Source organism: Pseudomonas oryzae, from assembly GCF_900104805.1.
GTDB lineage: Bacteria > Pseudomonadota > Gammaproteobacteria > Pseudomonadales > Pseudomonadaceae > Geopseudomonas > Geopseudomonas oryzae.
In genome coordinates, this window is sequence record NZ_LT629751.1 from 4,502,145 (window position 1) to 4,524,185 (window position 22,041).

Consider the following 22,041-nt stretch of genomic DNA (forward strand, 5'->3'; position numbering starts at 1 on the left):
AGCGGCCATTCGCCGTGGCGTGGTTGACTGTCGTCACTGGCGTCTTTGGATAAGCGCGGGTCGGTATCGGGCGATCGCTGCGGGTGGAAATCCCGAAGATGAGCGCATCGCCAGCAGCCAGTTCGGGAGTAATGTCGTGGCCATCAGCGTGTTCGACCTGTTCAAGATCGGTATCGGCCCGTCCAGCTCGCATACCGTCGGCCCCATGCGCGCCGCCGCCCTGTTCGTCGGCGCCCTGCGCGAGCGTCGCCTGCTCGAGCGCGTCACCCGCCTCGAGGTGCGCCTGTACGGCTCGCTGTCCGCCACCGGCGTCGGCCACGGCAGCGACCGCGCGGTGATCATGGGCCTGATGGGCGAGTGGCCCGACAGCATCGACCCGGCCTGCATCGCCCCGCGCATCGATGAGCTGCTCGCCAGCGGCCGCCTGCTGCTCGACGGCCGCCTCGCGGTGCCCTTCGACTGGGCGCGCGACATGCGCCTGCTCGACGAGAACCTGCCCTACCACCCCAACGCCATGACCCTGATCGCCTGGGGCGAAGCCGGCGAGCTGCGTCAGGACACCTACTACTCGGTCGGCGGCGGCTTCGTGGTCGACGCCGAGCAGGCCGCCGCCGGCCAGCTCGACCAGGACCACACCCGCCTGCCCTACGAATTCGACAGCGCCGCCGAGCTGCTGAGCCTGTGCCGGCAGCACGGCCTGCGCGTCTCCCAGCTGATGATGGAGAACGAGAAGGCCTGGCGCAGCGAGGCGGAGATCCGCGCCGGGCTGATGCGCCTGTGGCAGGCCATGCGCGAGTGCGTGGACAACGGCCTCAAGCACGAAGGCACGCTACCCGGCGGGCTCAACGTGCAGCGCCGCGCGGCCAAGCTGCATCGCAGCCTGCAGCAGCTGAGCAAGCCCAACGTGATCGGCTCGACCCTGAGCGGCATGGAATGGGTCAACCTGTTCGCCCTGGCGGTCAACGAGGAGAACGCCGCCGGCGGGCGCATGGTCACCGCGCCGACCAACGGCGCGGCGGGGATCATCCCGGCGGTGCTGCACTACTACGTGCGCTTCAGCCCGGCGGTGAGCGAGGCCGACGTGGTCGACTACCTGCTCGCCGCGGCGGCGGTGGGCATCCTGTGCAAGAAGAACGCCTCGATCTCCGGCGCCGAGGTCGGCTGCCAGGGCGAGGTCGGCTCGGCCTGCGCGATGGCCGCAGCGGGGCTGGCCGAGGTGCTCGGCGCCACCCCGGCGCAGCTGGAGAACGCCGCCGAGATCGGCCTGGAGCACAACCTCGGGCTGACCTGCGACCCGGTCGGCGGGCTGGTGCAGGTGCCGTGCATCGAGCGCAACGCGATCGCCGCGGTGAAGGCGATCAACGCGGCGCAGATGGCGCTGCGCGGCGACGGCGAGCACTTCATCTCGCTGGACCGGGTGATCCGCACCATGCGCGACACCGGCGCCGACATGCACGACAAGTACAAGGAGACCTCGCGCGGCGGCCTCGCGGTCAGCGCCATCGAGTGCTGACCCGGCCTGGGGCGCAGAGGGTTACCCGGCGCCCTGTTCCGGTGCGCGGACCGACGGTCGGGATCGGCGATTGCCGCCCGCCCGGCCGGGGCGTAACGTGATTTCAGGCCTGTTACTGTTGGCGTCAGCGAGGGTGACGGCGACTGCTACGGAAATGCCCAGGCCGGGCTGCGGCGTGGGTTGCGGCACGGCGGTGAGGCCAGCGCCAGGCCATTGGATATGGCGCGGGTCGTTTTTAATTGAACGATCAATCAATATAGGCACGGACCTTGCTTCATGTCTGCGGCCATCCGGGACGTAACCCGGAGACGAATAACAAAGGCCCGTTCGAGGGCTCCAACGTGGCTTAGCGTGTGAGGGTTCCATCATGTCGTCGCAATTCGCCCCCGGGGCCAGGCCCCAGAATTCCGCCCCGCAATCCATCGGCTTCCTGCTGCTGGACAATTTCACCCTGATCTCCCTGGCCTCGGCCGTGGAGCCCCTGCGCATGGCCAACCACCTGTCCGGCAAGGAGCTGTACCGCTGGCACACCCTGACCCGCGACGGCCGTCCGGTCAGCGCCAGCGACGGCCTGCAGATCACCCCGGATGCGGCGCTGGACAGCGCGCCGCAGCTGCACGCGGTGATCGTCTGCGGCGGGGTCGACATCCAGCGCAGCGTCAGCCGCGAGCACGTGGTCTGGTTGCAGGCGCAGGCGCGCATGGGCCGCCACATGGGCGCGGTATGCACCGGCAGCTGGGCGCTGGCCAAGGCCGGCCTGCTCGATGGCTACGACTGCAGCGTGCACTGGGAGTGTCTGGCCTCGATGCAGGAAGCCTTCCCGCGTGCCGGCGTCAGCACCCGCCTGTTCTCCATCGACCGCAACCGCAACACCAGCTCCGGCGGCACCGCGCCACTGGACATGATGCTGCACCTGATCGCCCGCGAGCACGGCCGCGAACTGGCCGCGGCGATCTCCGAGATGTTCATCTACGAGCGCATCCGCAACGAGCAGGACCACCAGCGCGTGCCGCTCAAGCACATGCTCGGCACCAACCAGCCCAAGCTGCAGGAGATCGTCGCCCTGATGGAGGCCAACCTCGAGGAGCCGATCGACCTCGACGAGCTGTCCACCTACGTCGACGTGTCGCGCCGCCAGCTCGAGCGGCTGTTCCAGAAGTACCTGCACTGCTCGCCGTCGCGCTACTACCTGAAGCTGCGCCTGATCCGCGCCCGCCAGCTGCTCAAGCAGACCAGCATGCCGATCATCGAGGTCGCCTCGGTGTGCGGCTTCGTCTCCACCCCGCACTTCTCCAAGTGCTACCGCGAATACTTCGGCATCCCGCCGAGCAACGAGCGCGCCGGCCAGCAGGGTGCCAGCGTGGTCGCCCTGCTGCCGATCCCCGGCGAGGTGCCGGCCAGCTCCATGTCGGTCACCGCACTGAACCGTGCCCAGGGCGAGTCGACCTTCGCCAGCGTACGGGTGTGAACGCCCCGCCGCGTGGCGCGGCAGCAGCCGCTGGGCCATGCTGAAGGCCTGACAGCGGCCACGCAGCGGGAGAGGGCCGTGAGGACACTGATTCTGGTGCGTCACGCCAAGTCGAGCTGGGACGAGACCAGCCTGCCCGACCGCGACCGGCCACTGGCCGCGCGCGGCGAACGCGACCTGGCGAAGATGGGCAAGCGCCTGGCCGAGCGCGCACCGCGCCTCGAGCTGATCCTCTGCACCCCGGCGCTGCGCGCGCGCCGCACCGCCGAGGGCCTGGCCCGCGCGCTCGGCTACCCGTGCCAGGACATCCGCATCGACGAGCGACTGTACGCCTGCCGTCCGGAGGATCTGCTCGCCGTGCTGGCCGAACACGGCGCGGGCCGCAAGCGGGTGATGCTGGTCGGCCACAATCCGGAACTGCTCGAACTGGCGCAGCGCTTTGCCGGGCAGATCGAGCGCCTGCCGACCTGCGCGGTCGCCGAGCTGCGCTTCGACTGCCAGTCCTGGGCGGACATCGGTTCGCGGAGGGCGGAGAAGGTCCGCCTCGATTACCCGAAGAAAGGAGCGAAGGGCGCCGCCGCGCCTCAGTGAGCGTGAGCGGGCTGGCTCGCCGGCAGCTTGAGCGCGCGCGCCACCTCGCGCTGGATGGCGTAGGCCGGCGCCTCGACCGCCTCGTAGTCGCGGCTGTAGCGCGCGGCGAAGCCGTCGACGCCCCACTGCAGGTACTGTTCGACGTGCTTGAGTTCGTGCGCCCACAGCGCGACGTCGTTCTCCGCCTGGGCGGCGGTGCGGAACACGATCAGGTCGATCAGGGTCACCGCATGCACGTCCGGGTTCTGCAGCACCGTGTTGGCGGCGTTCAGCTCGCGGCCATCGTCGATCTTGTAGCGCACCGACTCCAGCACCCGCATGTCGTACCAGGGCTCCAGCTGCACGCGGATGTGCAGCGGGATCGGCCGCAGCGCGCTGTCCGGCACCGAGGCGCGCGTCTGGCTGATCCAGCTCGCCAGGCCGCCGGAGGCCATCCGCCCCACGTCCTCGTACAGGGTGCCCAGCTCGCCGCCGAGGGCCGGGGCGCAGAAGCAGGAGCCCAGGCAGACCTCCTGCTCGCCGGCGGGGCAGGTGGCGGCAGCGGCCGGGGCGGCGGCGACCAGCAGCAGGGCAAGGCGCAACAGCTGGCGGGCGGGCAGGGCAGGCAAGGGCATCTCCGGGGTGTCTGGCGGCGCAGCCGTGGGCGGTCCGTCGCCGCTGGGCCAACATGGAGTTCGACCGCCGGCGCGTGGATTGGTTGCCGGTGGCGAGCGGCTTGGGCATGCGCCGGAAGGCGGTCGCCGCAAGCGCTGAAAAACTGGCGTCGGCGCATCGTCATGCTGGCATTCGAGCAGCATCGCCGCTATAGACTACAGGCTACGGATATTACCTTCCGCTCTTTCCGAGTCCCGTGGATATGCAGACATCCGCAGAACCCGACCAGCGTCACTTGCTCGCGGCCCGCCTCGCCCAGCGCCACTTCGCGGTGGCCCTGGCGTGCGTCTGCGCCGTCCGCGACGGGCGGCGCCACATCCTGGCCAGCGCCGGCGCCCTGCCGGAACTGGCCGATACCCATGTCCTGCCCGCGGACGAGCACGCCTGGCTGGCCGCCCGACCGGCGATCCGCTTCCATGCCGCCTGCCCGCTGCTGGCGGCCGACGGCAGCCACCTCGGCGAGCTGTGCCTGTTCGACACCCGGCCGCGCGAGCTGGACGAGGAGCAGCGCCAGGCGCTGCGCGATCTGGCCGGCCTGGCCGCCGGCGCGCTGGACGAGGCGCGCCGCGAAAACGCGCTGCGCGCCGAGGTCGAGGCCCTGCGCGCCAGCGAGCAGCAGATGGCGCTGGCCATCGCCGGCAGCGGCACCGGCATCTGGGATCGCAACATCGCCAGCGGCGAGATCTTCTACTCCAGCGGCTGGAAGGCGCTGCTCGGCTACACCGAGGACGAGGTCGGCAGCCGCATCGAGGAAAGCTACAAGCGCATCCATCCCGACGACCTCGCCTACGTGCGCGCGGCCATGCAGGCGCACTTCGAGGGGCGCACCGCCAGCTACGAGGTCGAGCACCGCATCCGCTGCAAGGACGGCAGCTACAAGTGGATCTGCAGCCGCGGCAAGGTGGTCGGTCGCGATGCCGGTGGCCGGCCGCTGCGCATGATCGGCACCACCACCGACATCACGGCCATGCACGCGCTGTCCGAGCACCTGCAGCAGAGCGTCGACCTGATCACCAACCTGACCAACGAGGTGCCCGGGCTGGTGTTCCAGTACCGCCGCCTGGCGGATGGGGCGGCCTTCTTCCCCTACGTCAGCGCCGGCATCCGCGACATCTACGAACTGGAGCCGCAGCAGGTGGCCGAGAGCGACGCCGCCATCCACGCGCTCATCCACCCCGACGACCGCGAGGCCTACCGCGCCTCGCTGCAGGCCTCCGCCGCCGCGCTGAGCCCCTGGGAGCTGGAGTACCGCGTGCTGCTGCCGCGCCAGGGCCTGCGCTGGCGCCAGGGTGCCGCGCGGCCGCGCGCTCTGGCGGACGGTACCCTCTGGCACGGCTTCATCACCGACGTCACCGAGCGCAAGCGCATCGAGGCCGAACTGCACGAGTTCGCCACCACCGACTTCCTCACCCAGTTGCCCAACCGCCGTCACTTCATGAGCCAGATCGAGGCCGAGCTGGCGCGCCAGCGGCGCAGCCACGGCCAGTCCGCCGCCGTGCTGATGTGCGACCTCGACCACTTCAAGGCGATCAACGACCAGTGGGGCCACGCCGTCGGCGACCTGGTGCTCCGGCACTTCGCCGCCATCCTCCGCGCGCAGCTGCGCAAGAGCGACGTCGCCGGCCGCGTCGGCGGCGAGGAGTTCGCCGTGCTGCTGCCCGAGACCAGCCTCGAGCAGGCCGGCGCCTTCGCCCGTCGCCTGCAGCACTGCCTGGCCGAACTGCCGCTGCTGCAGGACGCGCGCGCCATCGTCCTGACCATCAGCGTCGGCATCGCCGCCCTGGGCAGCGACGACCCCGGCGTCGATGCCGCGCTGTCGCGCAGCGACATGGCGCTGTACCGGGCCAAGAGCGCGGGGCGCAACCGCATCGAGCTGGGGTGAGGGCGGCAGCGCCGTGTGCCGGGGTCACAGCTGGCGGAAAAGCGCGGCGGCGAGGATGCCCGCCGCGATCGCGGGCAGCGGTTTCCTCACCAGCAGCATGGTGGCGGCGGTCGCCAGCAAGGCCAGCCGGGCGCCGTTGTCTCCCTCCAGCGCCAGCGGCGCCAGCAGCGCCACCAGCACGGAGCTGGCCATGGCGCCGATGAACTGTTTCACCCGGTAGCCGATGGGCACGAACGTCATCAGGTAGACACCGCCCCAGCGGGTCGCCAGAGTCACCACGGCCATCACCAGCACCAGGAGCAGGGCGCCGGACCCCGTAGTGTCAATGCTCACCTTTCTTCTCCGTCCACAATGTTCCGCTCACCCCGCCGGCCAGGGCGCCGACGACGACATGGCTGTTGTCCGGCAGGAACCAGTAGGCCAGCAGGGAGGCGCAGGCCGCGACGGCCCAGATCGTCAGGGTGCGCAGACTCTTTTCCCCACCCACCACCATGGCCAGCAGGAAGCAGCCCATCACCATGTCCAGGCCCAGGCTGCGGGGATCGCGAATGGCCCCGCCGAAGTGGATGCCCAGCCAGGTCCCCACCACCCAGAACGACCAGAGGGCGAGGCCACCGCCCAGCAGCACGCCGAGCCCCGGCTGCCCACGGCCGAACGCCTGCATGGACATGGCCCAGTTGGCATCGGAGGCGAGGAGCATCACGCCGTAGCGCCTGGTCGCCGGCAGCTGGCGCAGCCACGGGTAGAGTGTCGCGCCCATCAGCAGGTGGCGGGCATTGATGGCGAACACGGTGAGCGCCAGGGTGAACAGCGGAACCTGAGGCCCCCACAACTCCAGCGCGGCGAACTGCGAGGCGCCGGCGAAGACCAGCGTGCTCATCGCCATGATCACGGCGTCCTCCAGCCCCGTCTGCACGGCGGCCAGGCCGAAGGCCGCGCCGAACACCGTGACGAACAGCGAGATGGGGACGAGCTGCCTGAAGCCCGCCCAGACCAGCTGGCGATCGAATTCATGCAGGTTGGTATCGGCGCCAGTCATGCCGCAGTCCCTCGGATTCGCAAGATCGGTTTCGCTGCCGTAACGGGCGTCGCAGCAGGCTCGGAGCGAGACTATGCGCCGAGATGGCGGGAAAGAAAAACGCATAATCCTGCCTTATCCTATTTGCTATTCGAATGGCTGGACGTGCCCTATGACCTTGCAGGATCTCCAGATCGACTGGCTGAAATGCTTCGTCGCGGTGGTGGACGCCGGTTCGCTGTCCGGCGCGGCGCCCGAGGTGCATCGATCCCAGTCGGCGGTGAGCATGCAGCTGAAGAAGCTCGAGGCCGCCCTGGACTGCCAGCTGCTGGTCAGGGGACCCCGGCAGCATCAGCTCACGGCGCAAGGCCAGCTGCTGTTGGGCTATGCGCGGCGGATGCTCGACCTGCACGCGGAAACCCAGGCGGCGTTCCATGGGCAGGAACTGAGCGGGCGCATCCGCCTGGGCGTCCCGGACGACTATGCCGCGCGTTACCTCACCCCGGCGCTCAAGCGCTTCGCGCCCCTGCATGGCGCGGTGGAGATCGAGCTGAACTGCGAGCAGTCGACCGCGCTGATCCCCCGGGTCGAGCGGGGCGATCTCGACCTGGCGCTGGTGTCGCGGGATCACCCGCGGCATGGAACCCTGCTGTTTCACGAGCCGATGGTGTGGGTCGGTTCCGCCCAGTTCGAAGTATGGCGACGCGATCCGCTGCCCATCGCGGTCTATGAAAGCACCAGCCTGGCCAGGCGCAGCGCGATCAACTCGCTGGCCCTGCAGGGCCGCCGCTACAAGGTGGTGTACAACAGCTCCAGCCTGGCGGGGCAGATCGCCGCCGTCGAGAGCGGCCTGGCCGTGGCGGTGCTGACCCAGTGCAGCGCGCCCGCGCAGCTGCAGATACTGGGCAGTGAACAGGGACTGGGACCGCTGGAGCCGATGGAGGTGGCGGTCTATCGCAGCCGCGCCTCATCGGGATCCAGGGCGGTGGACAGCCTGCACAACCTGCTGATCAAGACCCTCCGGCATTCGGCGTGACCCGGCAGCGCTCGCGAAGCCCGTGAGCCGTCCACCAACGCCAACGGGGCGCTTGGGCGCCCCGTTGGCGTTGTGGAAGCCGAACCTCAATGCACCTGCTGCGCCACCAGCGCCGGCAGCAGCTGCTTGTTGATCGCCTCGCGCACCGCCGGCAGCAGGGTGGCGCTGCCGGCGAGGAGCTCCTCGATCAGCCGGCGCAGGGCCTTGGCGCGTACGCTGTCCAGGCCGCTGACGGCCAGCTCGCAGGCCTGCTGGGCGCTGCTGCCGGGCGGGATGCTCAGGCCCAGCGCCACCAGGCGCTCGCGGAAATCTTCCTGGTCGATCAGGTCGGCGTGCATCATGGTTCGTCCCCTCTGTCTCTCTCTGTTGTGTCGGACGGTCAGTGGCCGCCCAGGTAGGCCTCCCGCACCTGCGGGTCGGCGAGCAGTTCGGCGCCGCTGCCGGTCATGCGGATCTGCCCGGTGACCATCACGTAGGCGCGGTCGCTGAGCTTGAGTGCGTGGTGGGCGTTCTGTTCGACGAGGAACAGGGTCATGCCCTCCTGCGCCAGTTCGCGCAGGGTGTGGAAGATCTGCCGCACCACGATCGGCGCCAGGCCCAGCGACGGCTCGTCGAGCAACAGCAGCTTCGGCCGGCTCATCAGCGCGCGGGCGATGGCGAGCATCTGCTGCTCGCCGCCGGACATGGTCATGGCGCGCTGGTTGCGCCGCTCCCTGAGCCGCGGGAACAGCTCGAACATGCGCTGCATGTCCGCCTCGGCGTGCTGGCTGCCGACGGTGATGGTGCCCATCAGCAGGTTCTCCTCCACGCTCATGTCGGGGAACACCCGGCGCCCCTCAGGCGACTGGGCGATGCCGTTGGCGGCGACGTAGTGGCTCGACCGGTGGGTGATGTCCTGGCCCTGGTAGAGGATCTGCCCGGACGCCGCGCGCGGCTGGCCGAAGATCGACATCAGCAGGGTCGACTTGCCCGCGCCGTTGGCGCCGATCAGGCTGACCGTCTCGCCCTCGCCGATGTGCAGCGAAACCTTGTTGAGCGCCTGGATCGGCCCGTAGAACACGTCGACGTCGCGGAACTCCAGCAGTGGCGTGCTCATGCGGATTCCTCCCCGTCGCTGCCCAGGTAGGCGGCGATCACCTTCGGGTCGTGCTGGATGTCGGCCGGCCCGCCCTGGGCGATCACGTTGCCGTAGTCGAGAACCACGATGTGGTCGGATATGTTCATCACCATGCCCATGTCGTGTTCGATCAGCAATACGGTGACCCCGTGGGTGTCGCGCAGAGTACGCACGATGTCGCCCAGAGCCTGGGTCTCGGCCGGATTGAGGCCGGCGGCGGGCTCGTCGAGGCAGATGATCTCCGGCCGGGTGCACATCGCGCGGGCGATCTCCAGGCGGCGCTGCTGGCCGTAGGACAGCTCGCCGGCCAGACGGTTGGCGTAGTCGGCGAGGTGGACCACCTCCAGCCAGTAGAACGCCTGGTCGATCAGCCGCGCCTCGGCGCGCCGGTAGGCCGGGGTGTTGAACACGCCGGCCAGCAGGTGGCGGTTGGCCTGCATGTGCTGGGCGACCAGCAGGTTCTCCAGCACGGTCATGTCGCGGAACAGGCGGATGTTCTGGAAGGTGCGCGCCAGCCCGGCGCGGTTGACCAGGTGGGTGCCGCCGAACATCTTGTACCAGAGCCGCGAGCTGAGCTGCGGCGGGTTGACGAAGTCGCCGGCGCGGAACGGCTCGCCGAGGATCTTGATCACGTCGGTGCTGCGCCCCTGGGCGTGGAGCAGGATGCGCCCGCCGGTGGCGCGGTAGAAGCCGGTCAGGCAGTTGAACACGGTGGTCTTGCCGGCGCCGTTGGGGCCGATCAGCGCCGAGATCGTGCCGCGGCGGATGCTGAAGTTGACGTCGTTGAGCGCCTTGATGCCGCCGAAGTGCATCATCAGGTTGCTGACCGCGAGGATGGTGTCGCTCATTGGCCGGCCTCCCCGTGCAGACGCCCCGGACGCGGGGCGATGCCGATGCGGTTGATGCGGATCAGCCCGCGCGGGCGCCAGATCATCATCAGCACCATGAGGATGCCGAACAGCAGCACCCGGTAGTCGGCGAAGCTCCGCAGCAGCTCCGGCGCCACGGTGAGCACGAAGGCGGCGAGCACCACGCCGAGGGTCGAGCCCATGCCGCCGAGCACCACGATGGCGAGGATCAGCGCCGACTCGAAGAAGGTGAACGACGACGGGTTGACGAAGCCCTGGTAGGTGGCGAAGAACACCCCGGCCAGGCCCGCGGTGGAGGCGCCGAGCATGAAGGCGGAGAGCTTGACCAGCACGTGGTTGAGGCCCATCGCCCGGCAGGCGATCTCGTCCTCGCGCAGCGCCTCCCAGGCGCGGCCGACCGGCATGCGGGTCAGGCGGTGCTTGACGTACAGCACCAGGGCGACCACGGCGAGCAGCACCAGGTAGATGAACACGAACTTCATGTTGGCGTCGTAGGGCACGCCGAAGAACTCGTGGTAGGGCGTGCCGCCGTCCTTGGCGCGGCGGGCGAACTCCAGGCCGAACAAGGTCGGCGCCGGCGCCGACATGCCGTTCGGCCCGCCGGTGAACGCCAGCCAGTTGTTCAGCACCAGGCGGATGATCTCGCCGAAGCCGAGGGTGACGATGGCCAGGTAGTCGCCGTGCATGCGCAGCACCGGGAAGCCGAGCAGCGCGCCGGCCACCGCCGCGGCCAGCGCGGCCAGTGGCAGCACCGTCCAGAAGCCGAGGTCGAGGTAGGCGTAGCCCAGCGCCAGGCCGTAGGCGCCGATGGCGTAGAAGGCCACGTAGCCGAGGTCGAGCAGGCCGGCCAGACCGACCACGATGTTCAGGCCGAGGCCGAGCAGCACGTAGATCAGGCCGAGGATCACCACGGTCAGCACGTACTTGTTGGCCATGAACGGCAGGGCGAGGGCGGCCAGCAGCACCAGCGGGATGACCCAGCGCAGGTGCGACCTGTAGCCCGGCGGCAGCACGCTGACGCCGTTGTCGGCGCCTTCGCTGCGCCGCCGCTGGCGCGCGCCGGCGGGCGTCTGCAGGTACAGGCTGAGGGCGCAGCGGCCGACCATCACCGCCAGCACCATCCAGGCCACGCGGTCGAAGCGCAGGGTGAAGTCGTAGCCCTGCAGGACCACGCCGACCACCGGGCCGAACACCACCAGGGCGAGCAGGCCGGCGAGCAGGGTGTCGAGCAGAACCTTCCTGAAGTCGAGGGATGCCTTGCTGTCCATGGTCACACCTTCGCCACATGGGGGCGGCCCATGAGTCCTTGCGGGCGGAAGATCAGGATGGTCACCAGCAGGCCGAAGGCGAACACGTCCTTGTAGTCGGTGTTGACCATCCCGGAGAACTGCGCCTCGGCGATGCCGAGGATGATGCCGCCGAGCATCGCGCCGGGCAGCGAGCCGATGCCGCCGAGCACCGCGGCGGTGAACGCCTTGATGCCGATGACGAAGCCGGCGTAGAAGTCGAAGGTGCCGTAGTTGAGGGTGATCAGCACCCCGGCCAGCGCGGCCATGGAGGCGCCGATGACGAACACGTAGGCGATCACCCGGTCGGTGTTGATGCCGAGGATCTGCGCCATCTTGCGGTCCTGCTGGGTGGCGCGGCACATGCGGCCGAGGCGGGTGCGCTGGATGATGAAGGTCAGCGCCAGCATGCCGAGCAGCGAGACGACGATGATGAACAGCTTGGTGTAGGTGAGCTGCACGTAGTCGTTGCCGATGTGCAGGCGCAGCGCGCCCTCGAGCAGGGTGGGGATGCCCTGCTGGCGCGCGCCCTGGCTGAGCTGCACGTAGTTCTGCAGGATCAGCGACATGCCGATGGCGCTGATCAGCGGCGCCAGGCGCGTGGAGTTGCGCAGCGGCTTGTAGGCGATGCGCTCGATGGTCCAGCCGTACACGCCGGTGACCACGATGGTGAACGCCAGGGTGCCGAGGATGATCAGCGGGAAGGACTGCAGGCCGAAGAAGGTCAGCACGGCGATGCCGATGGCCGACAGGTAGGCGGAGACCATGTACACGTCGCCGTGGGCGAAGTTGATCATGCCGATGATGCCGTAGACCATGGTGTAGCCGATGGCGATCAGGCCATAGACCGAGCCCAGGGTCAGGCCGTTGATGAGCTGCTGGAAGAAGATGCCGTCCATTGTCGTGCTCCGGAGCGGAGTGGTTGGGCGGCGCGCCCGGCTGGCGCCGGGGCGTAGCGGGCGTCGCCGTCAATCAAGCCGCCCCGTCGCCTCGTGGGCCGCGGAGCGGCGGCGGGCCCGTGCGGCCGGCGCGCAGGCCAGCCGCACGAGCCGCCTGGCATCACAGCTGGTTGTACTTGCCGCTGGCGTCCCACTGGTAGAGCACGTAGTCGGAGACCTTGAGGTCGCCCTTGGCGTCGAACTCCTTGGTGCCCATCACCGTCGGTACCGGGTTGGCCTTCAGCCACTCGGCGGCCTTGGCGCCGTCGGTGCTGCCGGCGCCGGTGAAGGCGGCGGCGATGGTCTGCAGGGTGGCGTAGGCGTACAGGGTGTAGCCTTCCGGCTCGAAGCCGGCGGCGCGGAACTTCTCGATCACCTCCTTGCCGTCGGGGATCAGCCGCGGGTCGGCGCCGAAGGTCATCAGCACGCCCTCGGTGTACTTGGCGCCGCCGGCGGTGTTGACCAGCTCGTCGGTGACCACGCAGTCGCCGGAGACGAACTTGGCGGTGACGCCCTGCTCGCGCATCTGCCGCACCAGCGGGCCGGCCTCCGGATGGCAGCCGCCGAAGTAGACCACCTCGGCGCCGGCGGCGCGGATCTTGGTGACCAGCGCGTTGAAGTCCTTCTCGCCGCGGGTCAGGCCCTCGTAGAGCACCTCGGTGACGCCGCGCTTGTTGAGGTGCGCCTTGGTGGCGTCGGCCAGGCCCTGGCCGTAGGTGTCCTTGTCGTGGATCACCGCGACTTTCTTGGCCTTCAGCTGGTCGACGATGTAGTCGGCGGCGACCACGCCCTGCTGGTCGTCGCGGCCGCACATGCGGAAGATGGTGCCCAGACCGCGCTCGGTGACCTGCGGGTTGGTCGAGCCGGGGGTGATGGCGAGGATGCCGGCCTCGTCGTAAACCTCGGAGGCGGGGATGGTCGAGGAGGAGCAGAAGTGGCCGATCACGCCGACCGCCTTGTCCAGGTCGACCAGGCGGTTGGCGGCGGCGACCGCCTGTTTCGGTTCGCAGGCGTCGTCGGCCTTGACCAGCTTGATCGGCTCGCCGTTGATGCCGCCGGCGGCGTTGATCGCCTCGGCGGCCATGCTCGCACCGCGCCAGTACTGGTCGCCGTAGGCGGCGTTGCCGCCGGTCATGGGGCCCGCCACGCCGATCACCACGTCGGCCATTGCCACACCAGACAGACTCGCGGCGCCGGTGATCGCCACGGCCAGAATTCCCTTCTTGAATGCCTTTTGAAACATGGAGTTGTGCTCCCGTTTTGGTGGAATTTGCTGCCTTGTACCCGACAGGAAAGCAGCAAGGGTCATGCCAGCGATGCTGGAATTTCCAATGCCTGCCAAATATGAAATCGGCATATCAATAAAAGCAGCTCCGCACGGGTTTCACACGGCGACCGCCATCGAAAGTCGCTTTTGGCAACGACAACGGCGCGGGCGAATGGCGCGTTTCCGACAATGTCGGCCGCTACCGTTCTACCCGCGCCGCGTGTCCGCTACCCGCTGGTGCGTCACCTGCCGTGGTGCACCGCCGGCAGGCAGTGAGCGTGGCTAACGCAGTACGCCTTCCTCGATGAGCAACTTGAAGATCGCCTCGGCGCCGGCCTGCGGCGGCAGGTCCTTGAGCACCTGACCGGTGCCGCCGGAGGCCTTGGCGGTGGCCGCCTTCATCCGTTCGGCGCCGGTCTTGGCCTTGATCACCTTGAGGCGCTTGGGTCGCGGCCGCGCCGGCTGCAGCTGGGCGTCGGCGAGCAGGGCGTCGTCGACCACCTCGACCTCCTCGGCGCGCAGCTGGCCGCGGCGTGCCGGGCCGAAGGCGCTCTGCCGGGCGACCGGCGCGGCGTTGTCGACGCTGGCGAGGAACGGCAGGCGCACCTTGAGCCGGCGGCGCTGGCCGCGCGGCAGGGCCTGCAGCACCTGGGCGAAGCCGCCCTCGACGCGCTCGACCTCGGCCAGGCCGACCACCAGCGGCCAGCCGAGGCGCTCGGCCAGCAGGTACGGCAGCATGCCCGAGCCCTCGCCGGTCTCCGCCTGGCTGCCGGTGAGCACCAGCTGCGCGCCGGCGCCGCTCAGGTAGGCGCCGAGCGCCGGCAGGGCGTCGGCGCCGGGGCCCTGTTCGAGCACCGCCAGTTCGTCGAGGCCCATGCCCAGGTAGGCGCGCAGCGCCTCCTCGTGCGGGTCGCCGGCGTGCACCACCTGCAGCTGGCTGCCGGCCAGGCGCAGGCCCAGCTCGACCGCGCGGGCGTCCTGCTCGGCGCGGCGGGCGCGGCCGGAAGTGGGGTGGGCGCCGACCGAGACCAGCGCCACCACGTTCAGCTCGTTATGCGGCATCGCGGGCACCTCCGTTGCGATAGGCCTCGGCCAGTTCGATCAGCGCCTGGAGAATCGCGCTGGAATCGCCGATCACCGAGAGATCGGCGCGCTTGATCATGTCGCAGCCCGGGTCGAGGTTGATCGCCACCACCTTGTCGCAGGCGCCGATGCCCTGCAGGTGCTGGATCGCTCCGGAGATGCCCACCGCCAGGTAGACCCGCGCGGTGACCCAGGTGCCGGTGGCGCCGACCTGGCGGGCGCGCGGCATGTGGCCGTCGTCGACCGCCACGCGCGAGGCGCCTTCGGTGGCGCCCAGCGCGGCGGCGGCCTGGTGGAACAGCGCCCAGTCCTGCACGCCGTTGCCGCCGGAGAGGATGAACTCGGCCTCGGCCATGGGGATCGCCGCCGGGTCGACGGCCACCGGGCCGAGGTCCTCGATGCGCGCCAGGCAGCGTGCCACGCCGGCGTCGAGAGCCACCGGCAGGGCCTGGTGACGGCTCTCGCTGACCGGCTCGGCGCACTCGGCGCTGGCCAGGATCAGGCGTGGCAGCGGCCGGTTGAGGTCCTCGCGGCCGGCGCCGGCGCGGCCGGTGCAACGCTCGCCGGCGACCTGCCAGACGCGGGTGGCCGGACGCTCGCCGAGGCTGGCGGCCAGGCGCCGGCCCAGCTCGCCGCCGCCGCTGCGGCTGTCGGGCAGCAGCCAGTGGCGCGGGGCGAACTGGCGCTCCACCGCGGCCAGCGCCTGCAGGCGCTGCTCGGGGGCGTAGCCGGCATACTCGCTGCCTTCGAGCTGCAGCAGGCGGTCGACGCCGGCCGTGTCGAAGGCGGATTCCTTGTGCTCGCCGAACACCACGGCGAGCACCGCGCCGGTGCTGCCGGCCAGCTGGCGGGCGAGGCCGAGGAGGTCCTTGTCGTGGCTGGAGAGGCGGCCGCCGACCATGTCCGGCACCACGCAGATGATGTGGCTGGGCTGCTCGACCACATGCAGCGGCAGCTGCACGGCCTCGGCGGCGGCGCGGCGCTGGCCGCTGGCCTGCTGGGCGCCGGAGCGGTCGATGCGCTTGATGCCGTTGGGGCCGATGAAGCCGACCGCGTGCGGGTTCTTGCGCAGCACGCCGTTGGGGCCCATCCAGCTGCTCGGGGTGCCCTGCTGCTGCATGGCCGCGTGCAGCGGGTGCAGGCGGTTGCGGGCGATCCACTCGGCGCGCGGATCGCGGCGGATGATGTCGCTCATGGGTGCACCTCCGAGCGGCTGGTGGTGGAGCGCGGCTGGCTGGCGAGCAGCGCCGGCGCCCTGGTTGCGTGCATCGCCAGCAAGCTGGCTCCTGCGAAGAGGCGGTGGTTCATCAGTTCACCTCCGCGGCTTCACGCCGCGCTACCGGCTTTTTTGCCTCGCTCGGCACCTCGATCAGCGCTTCGGCGACCAGTTCGGCGATGTCCTTGATCTCCGGGCGCGGGGCGACCACGCCTTCGAGCATCGCGGTGCACTGCGGGCAGCCCACCGCCACCAGCTCGGCGCCGGTCTCGCGGATGTCGGCCATGCGCATGTCGGGGATGCGCTGCTTGCCGGGGATGTCGGTGATCGGCGCGCCGCCGCCACCGCCGCAGCAGCGCGAGCGGAAGCCGGAGCGTTCCATTTCCTTCACTTCCAGGCCGAGCGCCTTGAGCACCGCACGCGGCGCCTGGTACTCGCCGTTGTAGCGGCCGAGGTAGCAGGGGTCGTGGTAGGTGATCGCCGCGCCCTGCTGGGCGAGGGCGTGCTGGCCGAGTTCGATGGCCTGGCTGGCCAGCAGGGTGGCGATGAAGGTGCTGTGGTGCAGCACCTCGTAGTGGCCGCCCAGCTCGCCGTACTCGTTCTTCAGCACGTGGAAGCTGTGCGGGTCGCAGCTGACGATGCGCTTGAACTTGTACTGGTTGAGGGTGGCGATGTTGCGCCTGGCCAGCTGCTGGAAGGTCGCCTCGTCGCCCAGACGACGGGCCACGTCGCCGCTGTCGCGCTCCTCGAGGCCGAGCACGGCGAAGTCCACCTTGGCGGCCTTGAGGATCTTGACGAAGGCGCGCAGGGTGCGCTGGTTGCGCATGTCGAAGGCGCCGTCGCCGACCCAGAACAGCACGTCGGCCTCCTGCTTGTCGCGCATCAGCGGCAGGTCGAGGTCGGCGGCCCAGTTCAGGCGGCCGCCGGGGGCGAAGCCGCCGGGGTTGTCGGTGGCGATCAGGTTGTCGAGCACCTCGGCGCCCTTGTTCGGCGTGGCCCCGCGCTCCAGGGTCAGGTGGCGACGCATGTCGACGATGGCGTCGACGTGCTCGATCATCATCGGGCACTCCTCCACGCAGGCGCGGCATGTGGTGCACGACCACAGGGTCTCGGCGTCGACCAGGCCCTGGCCCTCGCGGGCGACGATGGGCAGGTGCGGGCCGCCGCTGTGCTCGCCGAGCGGCTTGCCCGGATAGGGGCTGCCGGCGAACTTGGCGTCGTTGCCACCGGCCAGGCCGATGACCATGTCCTGGATCAGCTTCTTCGGGTTGAGCGGCTGGCCGGCGGCGAACGCCGGGCACATCGCCTCGCACTTGCCGCACTGCACGCAGGCGTCGAAGCCGAGCAACTGGTTCCAGGTGAAGTCGGTGGGTTTCTCGACGCCCAGCGGCGCGGCCTGGTCGTCCAGATCGAGGGCCTTGAGGCCGGTCGAGCGGCCGCCGCCGAAGCGCTCGGCGCGGCGGTGCCAGGCCAGGTGCAGGGCGCCGGCGAAGGCGTGCTTCATCGGCCCGCCCCAGGTCATGCCGAGGAACAGCTCGGACACGCCCCAGGCCACGCCGAGGGCCAGCAGGCCGCCGAGGATCCAGCTGCCCATGCCTTCGGGGAGGATGCCGGCGACCGGCAGGGTGGCGATGAAGAAGCTGCCGGCGAAGGCCAGCAGGCTCTTCGGCAGGCGCATCCACGGGCCCTTGGACAGGCGGCTCGGCGGGTTGCGCCGGCGCTTGGCGACGAACAGCGCGCCGACGAACATCAGCACGGTGGCGGCGAGCAGGGCGAAGCCGAGGATGCGGTTGTGCAGGCCGAAGCCGTGCACGGCGATGGCCAGCACGGCGGACAGCACGAAGCCGCCGGCGGTGGCCACGTGGGTCTTGGACATGTACTTGTCGCGCTCGACCACGTGGTGCAGGTCGACCAGGTAGCGGCGCGGCATCTTCATGAGGCCGCCGAGCCAGTCGACCTTGGCCGGGCGGCCACGGCGCCACATCAGGAAGCGCTTCGCGGCGCCCAGCACGGCCAGTGCCAGGGCGGCGAAGAGCAGGATGGGGAGGAGGGTGTTCAGCATGGTTGGGTCTCCTTATGGGGACCGTGAGCGTCCGCGTAGGGTGGGTCAGCCGCAGGCTTGACCCACCATCGATGCCGCCAGGCAGCGCCCTGGTCGGCTCGGTGATCCGGTCGGTGGGCCAGGCCGCGGCGCGGCTGGCCCACCCTACGGGGGGTCGTCAGAAGTCCTTGCACAGACGCAGCGCGTCGTAGATCGCCGCGTGGGTGTTGCGCTGGGCCACGCAGTCGCCGATGCGGAACAGCAGGTAGCCGTCGCCCTGCTCGGCCAGGCACGGTTGCGGCTTGATGGCGAACAGCGCTTCCACGTCGATCTGCCCCTTGTTGCGCGAACCCTGCTTGAGCTCGTAGTAGAGGGTCTCGTCCGGGCGCACGCCGTTCTCCACCACCACCTGATCGACCACCCGCTCCTCCTTGGCGCCGGTGTATTCGTTCTCGAGCACCGCCACCAGCTTGTCGCCCTCGCGGTAGACCTTTTCCAGCATCAGGTCGCCGGTCATGATCACTTCCTTGGGGTACAGGCTGCGGTAGTAGGTCGGGAAGGTGGTGCCGCCCATCGCCACGCCCGGCTTGATGTCGTCGGTGACGATCTCCACCTTGCAGCCCTTGTCGGCGAGGAAGTCGGCCACCGACATGCCGGTGAACTCGCAGATGGTGTCGTAGACCAGCACGTTCTTGCCCGGCGCGACCACGCCGTTGAGCACGTCCCAGCTGCTCACCACCAGGCCCTCGGCCGCGCCCCAGTGCTCGTTCTGCTCGACGAACGGCTTGCCGCCGTTGGCGAGGATGACGACGTCCGGCTTGAGGTCGAGGATGGTCGCGCTGTCGGCGGCGGTGCCCAGGCGCAGGTCGACGTTCAGGCGCGCCAGCTCCAGCTGGTACCAGCGGGTGATGCCGGCGATCTGGTCGCGCTGCGGCGCCTTGGCGGCGATGCTGATCTGCCCGCCGAGGGCGTCGTTCTTCTCGAACAGGGTCACCTCGTGGCCGCGCTCGGCGGACACCCGCGCCGCCTCCATGCCGGCCGGGCCGCCGCCGACCACCACCACCTTGCGCTTGGGCCCGGTGGACTTCTCGATGATGTGCGGCACGCCCATGTACTCGCGGCTGGTCGCCGCGTTCTGGATGCACAGCACGTCGAGGCCCTGGTACTGGCGGTCGATGCAGTAGTTGGCGCCGACGCACTGCTTGATCTGGTCGACCTGGCCCATCTTGATCTTGGCGATCAGGTGCGGGTCGGCGATGTGCGCGCGGGTCATGCCGACCATGTCCACGTAGCCGCCCTCGAGGATGCGCGTGGCCTGGTTGGGGTCCTTGATGTTCTGCGCGTGCAGCACCGGCACCTTGACCACTTCCTTGATGCCCGCCGCCAGGTGCAGGAACGGCTCCGGCGGGTAGCTCATGTTGGGGATCACGTTGGCCAGGGTGTTGTGGGTGTCGCAGCCCGAGCCGACCACGCCGATGAAGTCGATCATGCCGGTGGCGTCGTAGTAGGCGGCGATCTGCTTCATGTCCTCGTGGGACAGGCCGTCCGGGTGGAATTCGTCGCCGCAGATGCGCATGCCGACGCAGAAGTCGTCGCCGACTTCCTTGCGCACGGCCTTGAGCACTTCCAGGCCGAACTTCATGCGGCCCTCGAAGCTGCCGCCCCACTCGTCGGTACGCTTGTTGACCCGCGGGCTCCAGAACTGGTCGATCATGTGCTGGTGCACGGCGGACAGCTCGACGCCGTCCAGGCCGCCTTCCTTGGCCCGGCGCGCGGCCTGCGCGTAGTTGCCGATCACCCGCCAGATCTCTTCCGGCTCGATGGTCTTGCAGGTGGCGCGGTGCACCGGCTCGCGGATGCCCGACGGCGACATCAGGGTCGGCCAGTTGAAGCCGTCCCAGCGCGAGCGGCGGCCCATGTGGGTAATCTGGATCATGATCTTGGCGCCGTGCTTGTGCATGGCGTCGGCGAGGTTCTGGAAGTGCGGGATGATGCGGTCGGTGGACAGGTTCACCGAGCTCCACCATTCCTGCGGGCTGTCGATGGCGACCACCGACGAGCCGCCGCAGATGGCCAGGCCGATGCCGCCCTTGGCCTTCTCCTCGTAGTACTTCACGTAGCGCTCGGTGGTCATGCCGCCGTCGGTGGCGTAGACCTCGGCGTGGGCAGTGGAGAGCACGCGGTTGCGGATGGTCAGCTTGCCGATCTGGATCGGCTGGAACATTGCTTCGAAGGCCATGGCGGTCTCTCCTGGTTACAGCGGTTTGACGACGAACAGGCCGTGGTCGTGGCCTTCCTCGGAGGCGCCGTAGACCTGCTCGGCGACGGTGCGCAGGGTGCTGCCCTTGGCGGCGAGGATCTGGTCCATGGCGCCGGCGAACCAGCCGGTGAACATGTAGTCGACCTTGCGGCCGCACTTGCCGTAGACGTAGACGAAGGCGGAGTGGTCGAGGCGCACGCGGGCGGTGCCGGCGTCGACGTCGATCGCCTCGATCTTGAACAGGCCCCAGCCGCGCTGCGACAGGCGCTTCATGTAGTGCTCGTAGACCTCGACCCCGACCAGCCCGTGGCACTCGGCTTCCTTCTCGCACCAGTGCCAGGCGGACTTGTAGCCAGCCTTGTAGAGGATCTCGGCGTAGCGCTCGGCGCCGAGTTCGGCCTCGATGCCCATGTGGTTGTTGACGAAGAAGTGGCGCGGCACGTAGAGCATCGGCAGCGCGTCGGTGGTCCAGACGCCGGTTTCGTCGTCGACCAGGATGGGCATTTCGGGGGCGTGGGTGCTCATGGTTGTCTCTCGGAGTTCGGTTGGTTGGTGGGGTGGGTCGCGCAGCGGCGTGACCCACCATCGATGCCGTCAGGCATCGCCAGGGCTGGCCCGGTGGGCCGGCTGGTGGGTCATGCCTGCGGCTGACCCACCCTACGGTTCAGGTCGGGCTCACTCGCCCCACACCTCGCCCAGCACGCGCACCCAGTTCTCGCCCATGACCTTGCGCACGGTGCGCTCGGGCATGCCGCGCTTGAGCAGGGTCTCGGTGAGGTTGGGGAATTCGCCGACGGTGCGGATGCCCAGCGGGTTGACGATCTTGCCGAAGCTGGTCAGGCGGCGGGCGTAGCCCTTGTCGTGGGTCAGGTACTCGAAGAATTCCTGGCCGTGCCCCTGGGTGAAGTCGGTGCCGATGCCGATGGCGTCCTCGCCGACGATGTTCATCACGTACTCGATGGCCTCGGCGTAGTCGTCGATGGTCGAGTCGATGCCCTTGGCCAGGAACGGAGCGAACATGGTGACGCCGACGAAGCCGCCGTGGTCGGCGATGAACTTCAGCTCGGCGTCGGACTTGTTGCGCGGATGCTCCTTGAGGCCGGAGGGCAGGATGTGCGAGTAGCAGACCGGCTTCTTCGACTCGAGGATGACTTCCTCGGAGGTCTTGGAACCGACGTGGGACAGGTCGCACATGATGCCGACGCGGTTCATCTCGGCGACGATCTCGCGGCCGAAGCCGGACAGGCCGCCGTCGCGCTCGTAGCAGCCGGTGCCGACCAGGTTCTGGGTGTTGTAGCACAGCTGCACGATGCCCACGCCGAGCTGCTTGAACACCTCGACGTAGCCGATCTGGTCCTCGAAGGCGTGGGCGTTCTGGAAGCCGAACAGGATGCCGGTCTTGCCCTGCTCCTTGGCGCGGCGGATGTCGGCGGTGGTGCGCACCTGCAGCACCAGGTCGCTGCACTCGCGGATCAGCTGCTGGCTGGCGACGATGTTGTTCACCGTGGCCTGGAAGCCTTCCCACACCGATACGGTGCAGTTGGCCGCGGTGAGGCCGCCCTTGCGCATGTCCTCGAACAGTTCGCGGTTCCACTTGGCGATGATCAGACCGTCGATGACGATGCTGTCGGCGTGCAATTCGGCTGGGCTCATCAGGCTGTCCCCTTGTCTGGCGGTACCTTGCGGCGGCGTCGGTGCCGGCGCTTTGAAAGGAGCATATGCCGGGCGTCCGGGGCGCCCCGGTGCAAAAGCGACCGGGGGATTGCCGAAAGCGTCAGGGGCGGTCGCGGCGGGACAAGCCG

General features: G+C 69.4%; 20 protein-coding genes. 5 read left to right on the forward strand and 15 right to left on the reverse strand.

All coding sequences use genetic code 11. From position 1 onward, the window contains the following. The first annotated feature begins 136 nt into the window (after positions 1–136). The 3 genes from BLT78_RS20565 to BLT78_RS20575 all read left to right on the forward strand — a co-directional run bounded on the left by BLT78_RS20565 (position 137) and on the right by BLT78_RS20575 (position 3,572). The gene (locus tag BLT78_RS20565; protein ID WP_090349495.1) at positions 137–1,513 is read left to right on the forward strand and encodes an L-serine ammonia-lyase; all 1,377 of its coding nucleotides are present in this window, start codon (positions 137–139) and stop codon (positions 1,511–1,513) included. Positions 1,514–1,880: 367 nt separating this feature from the next. Beyond that, entirely contained in the window at positions 1,881–2,981 is a 1,101-nt protein-coding gene (gene gbdR / locus BLT78_RS20570) for a choline metabolism transcriptional regulator GbdR (protein ID WP_090351849.1), read from the forward strand. Between the two features lie 78 nt (positions 2,982–3,059). Then, positions 3,060–3,572, forward strand: a complete 513-nt coding sequence (locus BLT78_RS20575; RefSeq protein ID WP_090351851.1) for a SixA phosphatase family protein — start codon at positions 3,060–3,062, stop codon at positions 3,570–3,572. Here the strand turns inward: BLT78_RS20575 and BLT78_RS20580 are convergent. After that, positions 3,566–4,186 carry an eCIS core domain-containing protein gene (locus BLT78_RS20580; RefSeq protein WP_090351852.1) on the reverse strand — a complete coding sequence of 207 codons (621 nt, stop codon included), beginning with the start codon at positions 4,184–4,186 and terminating at the stop codon, positions 3,566–3,568. The two genes, BLT78_RS20575 and BLT78_RS20580, sit on opposite strands and share 7 nt — an antisense overlap. Before the next feature lie 242 nt (positions 4,187–4,428). On the opposite strand from BLT78_RS20580, the gene BLT78_RS20585 reads away from it, so the two are divergent. Next, entirely contained in the window at positions 4,429–6,108 is a 1,680-nt protein-coding gene (locus tag BLT78_RS20585; RefSeq protein ID WP_090351854.1) for a diguanylate cyclase, read from the forward strand. 24 nt (positions 6,109–6,132) lie between these two features. On the opposite strand, the gene BLT78_RS20590 is transcribed toward BLT78_RS20585, so the two are convergent. Both BLT78_RS20590 and BLT78_RS20595 read right to left on the reverse strand, forming a co-directional pair. Then, the gene (locus BLT78_RS20590) at positions 6,133–6,441 is read right to left on the reverse strand and encodes an AzlD domain-containing protein (protein WP_090351856.1); all 309 of its coding nucleotides are present in this window, start codon (positions 6,439–6,441) and stop codon (positions 6,133–6,135) included. Beyond that, a complete protein-coding gene (locus tag BLT78_RS20595) occupies positions 6,431–7,147 on the reverse strand; it encodes an AzlC family ABC transporter permease (protein ID WP_090351857.1) in 717 nt (238 codons plus the stop codon). Before BLT78_RS20595 ends, BLT78_RS20590 begins: the two co-directional genes overlap by 11 nt. 151 nt (positions 7,148–7,298) lie before the next feature. On the opposite strand from BLT78_RS20595, the gene BLT78_RS20600 reads away from it, so the two are divergent. Next, positions 7,299–8,162 (forward strand): LysR family transcriptional regulator, encoded by an 864-nt coding sequence (locus BLT78_RS20600; protein WP_090351859.1) that lies wholly within the window; start codon positions 7,299–7,301, stop codon positions 8,160–8,162. A gap of 86 nt (positions 8,163–8,248) precedes the next feature. Here the strand turns inward: BLT78_RS20600 and BLT78_RS20605 are convergent, their stop codons facing one another. From BLT78_RS20605 to BLT78_RS20660, 12 genes are all read right to left on the reverse strand, one after another. After that, the gene (locus BLT78_RS20605; protein WP_090351861.1) at positions 8,249–8,503 is read right to left on the reverse strand and encodes a hypothetical protein; all 255 of its coding nucleotides are present in this window, start codon (positions 8,501–8,503) and stop codon (positions 8,249–8,251) included. A gap of 38 nt (positions 8,504–8,541) precedes the next feature. Continuing rightward, positions 8,542–9,258 (reverse strand): ABC transporter ATP-binding protein, encoded by a 717-nt coding sequence (locus BLT78_RS20610; protein ID WP_090351863.1) that lies wholly within the window; start codon positions 9,256–9,258, stop codon positions 8,542–8,544. Then, positions 9,255–10,127: an ABC transporter ATP-binding protein gene (locus tag BLT78_RS20615; protein WP_090351864.1), complete on the reverse strand. Its 873-nt coding sequence runs from the start codon at positions 10,125–10,127 to the stop codon at positions 9,255–9,257. The genes BLT78_RS20610 and BLT78_RS20615 overlap by 4 nt, the downstream gene beginning before the upstream one ends. Next, on the reverse strand, positions 10,124–11,416 hold the full coding sequence (gene livM, locus BLT78_RS20620; protein WP_090351865.1) for a high-affinity branched-chain amino acid ABC transporter permease LivM: 1,293 nt from the start codon (positions 11,414–11,416) through the stop codon (positions 10,124–10,126). Before livM ends, BLT78_RS20615 begins: the two co-directional genes overlap by 4 nt. Positions 11,417–11,418: 2 nt before the next feature. After that, a complete protein-coding gene (locus tag BLT78_RS20625; protein WP_090351866.1) occupies positions 11,419–12,333 on the reverse strand; it encodes an ABC transporter permease subunit in 915 nt (304 codons plus the stop codon). 160 nt (positions 12,334–12,493) lie between these two features. Next, positions 12,494–13,615: a branched-chain amino acid ABC transporter substrate-binding protein gene (locus BLT78_RS20630; protein ID WP_090351867.1), complete on the reverse strand. Its 1,122-nt coding sequence runs from the start codon at positions 13,613–13,615 to the stop codon at positions 12,494–12,496. Positions 13,616–13,921: 306 nt separating this feature from the next. Further along, positions 13,922–14,701, reverse strand: coding sequence for an electron transfer flavoprotein subunit beta (etfB, locus tag BLT78_RS20635; protein WP_090351869.1), 780 nt, complete (start codon positions 14,699–14,701; stop codon positions 13,922–13,924). Beyond that, entirely contained in the window at positions 14,691–15,917 is a 1,227-nt protein-coding gene (gene etfA, locus BLT78_RS20640) for an electron transfer flavoprotein subunit alpha (RefSeq protein ID WP_090351871.1), read from the reverse strand. Before etfA ends, etfB begins: the two co-directional genes overlap by 11 nt. A 112-nt stretch (positions 15,918–16,029) precedes the next feature. Further along, positions 16,030–18,000 carry a dimethylglycine demethylation protein DgcB gene (gene dgcB / locus BLT78_RS20645; protein WP_090351872.1) on the reverse strand — a complete coding sequence of 657 codons (1,971 nt, stop codon included), beginning with the start codon at positions 17,998–18,000 and terminating at the stop codon, positions 16,030–16,032. Positions 18,001–18,157: 157 nt separating this feature from the next. Continuing rightward, complete coding sequence (dgcA, locus tag BLT78_RS20650; RefSeq protein ID WP_090351874.1) at positions 18,158–20,218, reverse strand: dimethylglycine demethylation protein DgcA; 2,061 nt, start codon at positions 20,216–20,218, stop codon at positions 18,158–18,160. A 15-nt stretch (positions 20,219–20,233) separates the two neighbouring features. Then, a complete protein-coding gene (locus BLT78_RS20655; RefSeq protein WP_090351876.1) occupies positions 20,234–20,764 on the reverse strand; it encodes a 4-vinyl reductase in 531 nt (176 codons plus the stop codon). 150 nt (positions 20,765–20,914) lie between these two features. Next, positions 20,915–21,892, reverse strand: a complete 978-nt coding sequence (locus BLT78_RS20660) for a dipeptidase (protein WP_090351877.1) — start codon at positions 21,890–21,892, stop codon at positions 20,915–20,917. Between the last annotated feature and the right edge of the window lie 149 nt (positions 21,893–22,041).

What these genes read in the sequence shown, in the direction of transcription:
- etfB (WP_090351869.1), bottom strand. Translation starts at nt 14,701, where the DNA reads ATGCCGCATAACGAGCTGAACGTGGTGGCGCTGGTCTCGGTCGGCGCC.
- BLT78_RS20580 (WP_090351852.1), bottom strand. Translation starts at nt 4,186, where the DNA reads ATGCCCTTGCCTGCCCTGCCCGCCCGCCAGCTGTTGCGCCTTGCCCTG.
- BLT78_RS20585 (WP_090351854.1), top strand. Translation starts at nt 4,429, where the DNA reads ATGCAGACATCCGCAGAACCCGACCAGCGTCACTTGCTCGCGGCCCGC.
- BLT78_RS20630 (WP_090351867.1), bottom strand. Translation starts at nt 13,615, where the DNA reads ATGTTTCAAAAGGCATTCAAGAAGGGAATTCTGGCCGTGGCGATCACC.
- etfA (WP_090351871.1), bottom strand. Translation starts at nt 15,917, where the DNA reads ATGAGCGACATCATCCGCCGCGATCCGCGCGCCGAGTGGATCGCCCGC.
- BLT78_RS20595 (WP_090351857.1), bottom strand. Translation starts at nt 7,147, where the DNA reads ATGACTGGCGCCGATACCAACCTGCATGAATTCGATCGCCAGCTGGTC.
- gbdR (WP_090351849.1), top strand. Translation starts at nt 1,881, where the DNA reads ATGTCGTCGCAATTCGCCCCCGGGGCCAGGCCCCAGAATTCCGCCCCG.
- livM (WP_090351865.1), bottom strand. Translation starts at nt 11,416, where the DNA reads ATGGACAGCAAGGCATCCCTCGACTTCAGGAAGGTTCTGCTCGACACC.
- dgcB (WP_090351872.1), bottom strand. Translation starts at nt 18,000, where the DNA reads ATGCTGAACACCCTCCTCCCCATCCTGCTCTTCGCCGCCCTGGCACTG.
- BLT78_RS20615 (WP_090351864.1), bottom strand. Translation starts at nt 10,127, where the DNA reads ATGAGCGACACCATCCTCGCGGTCAGCAACCTGATGATGCACTTCGGC.
- BLT78_RS20600 (WP_090351859.1), top strand. Translation starts at nt 7,299, where the DNA reads ATGACCTTGCAGGATCTCCAGATCGACTGGCTGAAATGCTTCGTCGCG.
- BLT78_RS20625 (WP_090351866.1), bottom strand. Translation starts at nt 12,333, where the DNA reads ATGGACGGCATCTTCTTCCAGCAGCTCATCAACGGCCTGACCCTGGGC.
- BLT78_RS20660 (WP_090351877.1), bottom strand. Translation starts at nt 21,892, where the DNA reads ATGAGCCCAGCCGAATTGCACGCCGACAGCATCGTCATCGACGGTCTG.
- dgcA (WP_090351874.1), bottom strand. Translation starts at nt 20,218, where the DNA reads ATGGCCTTCGAAGCAATGTTCCAGCCGATCCAGATCGGCAAGCTGACC.
- BLT78_RS20655 (WP_090351876.1), bottom strand. Translation starts at nt 20,764, where the DNA reads ATGAGCACCCACGCCCCCGAAATGCCCATCCTGGTCGACGACGAAACC.
- BLT78_RS20610 (WP_090351863.1), bottom strand. Translation starts at nt 9,258, where the DNA reads ATGAGCACGCCACTGCTGGAGTTCCGCGACGTCGACGTGTTCTACGGG.
- BLT78_RS20605 (WP_090351861.1), bottom strand. Translation starts at nt 8,503, where the DNA reads ATGATGCACGCCGACCTGATCGACCAGGAAGATTTCCGCGAGCGCCTG.